The following is a 4,386-nucleotide window of genomic DNA, read 5'->3' on the forward strand; positions in this document are numbered from 1 at the left end:
TCATCACAAGCCACAGAAGTTCAATGGACGTCACGTTTAGTCGGTTCAGAGATTGCAGGTGGAGAGTTGGACATAGAGGATGGCGAGTATTTGGATTTGAACCAGGGATTGTTTGTGGACGCACGTTCATTGAGTTATGTTCGGTTAGGTTTCCACGAGCTGGAGAACCTTGATATGATGAGCATTCAGACGGGCGGTGATGTAAACGTTACCCTTCTTTTATACCTGTACAACACGACGGGTTCCCTGATTGGGACACAAGAAGAGATCTTGAGTTTGGAATACGCAGCTGGCGGCAACAGTACGGGATTGAACATTGATGCATCTGATTTTCGGATGCCCGGTGTTCACCGTTTTTATGCCAAAGTAGAATCGGTTTATGTGAACGGTGTTTCTACGGCGAACGTTCCCAATTATATATACCTGGAAGGCGGATTTAACGCAGAGCGGTATTACACATTTTCCCATTTGACAGTTCCATCTGCCAATGCCCAGCTGGTTGAATACCTTTCAGACGGGAGTTTTACGCCTTCTTCGGGCGCTGTTTCAGGTGCTGTGCTTCAGACGTCATCTACTACGGATGAACTCTACATCAGTTGGGATTACGTGAATGGAGCAGAGGAATACGAGTTGGAATGGACGTGGATCGATAACTACCCGGAGAACACACATATTTCCACCTCGCCACTAGCAGCGATCGCCTTGAATTTAACGGACGAAGCCTTTAAAACGAATTGTACACGTATCCGCACAGGTGATCAGTTTTACCGGATTCCGCATGTTTTTGCCAAGGGGTACGTGGTGTACCGTGTTCGTGCCGTTGGCCGCTGGTCGGATGATGTGAGCAAAGAACGCTTCGGGAAATGGAGCAGTGATGGTGCTGTGAACAAGACAAAAGTTGCGAACTGGCCTAACTACATAGAAATCACCCACAAGCACGAATCAGAAAAGAACTGGCAGTACCAGGCTACGTATGCCGAGAGTGGGAAGAAAAAAGAAGTGGTTCAGTACTTTGACGGGAGTTTACGGAACCGTCAGACCGTTACGCGTATCAACAGCAACAACCAATCGGTTGTGGGAGAAACGATTTACGATAACGAAGGGAGGGGAGTTATCCAGGTGTTACCTGTTCCGCAGGCCAACCCCGGACTTCATTACTACCCTGGTATCTCGATGAGCAGCATTGACAATGGGGGCAGTAGCTTTACGGTCCCGTACACCCACCGGCAGTTTGACTGGACTTCCTCCACAGAAGCCTGTGAGGTAGGTGCCGCGCCATTGGATCTGGGCTATGGTCCGGGTGCTTATTACTCGGCAGCAGCCCATACGACGGACACAGACTGGCAGCAGTACGTTCCGGAGTCAAATGGTTATGCATTCACCCAGGTGGAATACACCCCGGACAACACGGGACGCATTCGTCGTCAGAGCGGAGTAGGGGCAAGTCACACGATCGGCTCGGGACAAGAGACGATCTATTATTACATGCAGCCTTCCCAGGAAGAACTGAACCGGTTGTTCGGTTACAAAGTGGGTTACAAAAGCCGCTACAAGAAAAACATGGTGGTGGATGCCAACGGTCAGGTGAGCGTTTCGTATTTGGATGCCCAGGGGCGGGTAGTTGCAACGGCTATGGCGGGTGATAACCAGACGACCTTTGAATCCCTTGAATCGGAGCAGTTCGGACTTACTTCCCATCACAAGATGACAATCGATTTACTGAACCATGACCCGGGAGTGTTGGTCAATACGCTCAATGACAACAATGAACTGTTCAGCACCGGCGTGTTCGGGCCGGTCAATGACGGGTTGAAGTACACCACCCAAATCGGCGTTCCGATGGCAGGCAACTACCAGTTTTATTACAGTGCTACCACCGGATCGTATAGTGAAAGCTGCACAGCAGGCACGGTGAGTTACCCGTTTATCTATGATTTGACCTTGAGTTTAAGAGACGACTGCGGAAACAGCAAACTTTCCGTTGAAATCGAAGGCGTTCCTGTTGGAGACATTGCCCAGGCGATCAGCACCTATGAAAGTTCATTCGATCCGACACTGTTAGAGGCAGGTACCTACACACTGTTCAAGGAGTTGAAGGTAAATGAACAATCCCTTTTGAATTACACACAGCAGTATCTTTCGACCTCCAACGCATGTTTACCGGATCTGGCGGAAGCCTTTGGGGTGACCCTGCAGATGGACTGTGGAATGACGAGCTGTGAGGAGTGTGCGGAGAACCTGGGAACCCTTCCGGCGTTTTTAGCCCAGGCCGCCCTTGACAACTTTGTAGAAGAATTAAGTACCGAACAAACAGCTTATTTTACAACTCTGCATGCCCGGTTACTGGAAGACTGCCTGGAGCCGTGTGAAGAACTGACACCGTGTACATCAATCCGGGGGATGATGGCAGCAGACCTGCATCCGGGGAATCAATACGCGCTGTATGGAGCCTGGGTATTGGATGCGCCGAGCGGGGAGTACGTTTATTCAGCTTCCACGGATCCGACTTCGATTTTTTACAGTACCGGTTTATTTGCGGGTACGTATCCCGATGGACAGGGTGGCGAGGTAACGTTTTCCAATACCGATCACGACCGTACGGCATTCATTCAGAATTTCAGGGAAGAGTGGGCAGAGCAGCTGTTGGTACACCACCCGGAATACCCGCTTTTAGCATATGTAGACCAGATCTGTGAGCAGGCGTATACGATCACAACCGCTTCGGACCCGGTTACGATCTCGAGCGATGAGTTTGATACCTATTTGCGCAACTCCATCAATACCCTTGCAGCAGCTCAGGGAACAAACAGTCTGGGGATTAACTTTTTGGGAACGACTGCCAACCGGGAGATTTATGGAGTCGACCCTTTTTTCCACCAGAGCTATACGGTGCATGAGATTGACTATAACAATGGAGCACTCATCTATAACCTGACCTCCCGCAAATCGGCGTTGATGGAATATGCATTGGACGCTAACTATAACAATACAGGAGATAAGTTATTTGAAGTGGCAGCGCGTGCGGTGATTTGTGGATCGAACACTGGCTGTGCCATTCCTTCCGACTGGGCAGCACTTCAGAGCAGCAATTACTCGGATGAGATTAAAAACCAGGTGTGGAATACCTACAAAGGCTTTTACTTGTCATTTAAGGGATACATCAACCAGTATTTGATGGACATGTATGGTTTTGCGCAGACTTCAGCGAACCCGTATGTTCCGACTGCTAACTGCGGATTTTTTAATGGAGCAATCGGTCCGGGTGGCGTTAGCCTGGGAGGAATCAGAGCCTTCCTGTACATTAGTTCTCCTGTCAATCCAATCATTACTCCCCAGACGATGCTCTCAGAGCAACTGGCTTTGTGGGATTTTCCGAACAACTATCCGGTTAAGCTGACCGAGCCGAAATACGACAGCAAGCAAATCCGTGTGGTTCGGATGGATAATTTGTACAATGCCTCCCTTCCTACAGATGTTGCCATGCAGCAGGTAGAAGACCAGGCAGATTACGGTGTGTGGGAGGCAACGGGGTTATGTCCCCAGACCTTTGACATGGAACAGCTGCTCAAAGAGTTATTGGTGAATGGTGAACAGAACTTGGCTTCTACGTACCAGATGACGGGACTGACCTTTTTAACGGGTGATATCTTTGAGGCAATGACAGGTGGAAACACGATCACAACTAATTCGGGTATGACCATTACACCGAGTGCCTCTTCGACGCAGTTGCAACTGAGTTTTCAGGAAACGGCAGGCGGTTTTAATACGAGTACCCCTGGACAAACGATTACTATTCAGGCCCCTTCTACAGGACTGACGTGGACGAGTTTTGGCGCAAGTGGCTGGCACATTTACAATGTATCCAACAGTTATCCTGTTACGGGAACCAATAGCACACAGCTGTTGATTACCGCAGGAACGACTCCGGCAACAGCCCAGCAGTATGTGGTGAGTTACACGAGCAGTGTGAACTTAAACGCGTGTCAGGAAGGAACATCCACAGACAATTATGTAAACAACAGCAGTAACTCCTTTGAGTGTGAGGTGAAGGATCAGTTTGAGGGAGCATTATTAGCATTGCTTCAACACCTGGCCATGAACGGAACGATTGGCAATACGAGTGTTTCCGTTAGTACGAATCCATTTTACCAGGGATCAGTTCTTTCTAATTTTCTGGGTTCTACGGCTTCCTGGGATGGAGTCAATGGCGTGTTGAGCGGCAACCTTTACAGCCTGGATTTAAACTACGGTTTTTCGGGTGTTGATTACATTGCCGGAGCAGCCTTTTTTGATGGAATGTTTTATTCACAGACGCTGAGTTCATCAGGTCTTTCCAACAACGGGACGGCGTATGTGTATACGAATGTATCGACGAGCTTAGCGGAA

At 49.1% G+C, this 4,386-nt stretch carries 1 protein-coding gene; it reads left to right on the forward strand.

What is annotated here, in order from left to right; genetic code table 11:
- The coding region (locus H9Y05_RS16050) for a DUF6443 domain-containing protein (protein ID WP_216714883.1) at positions 1-4,386 on the forward strand (4,386 nt) is incomplete at both ends.

This window comes from Taishania pollutisoli, assembly GCF_014518315.1.
GTDB classification, from domain to species: domain Bacteria; phylum Bacteroidota; class Bacteroidia; order Flavobacteriales_D; family Crocinitomicaceae; genus Taishania; species Taishania pollutisoli.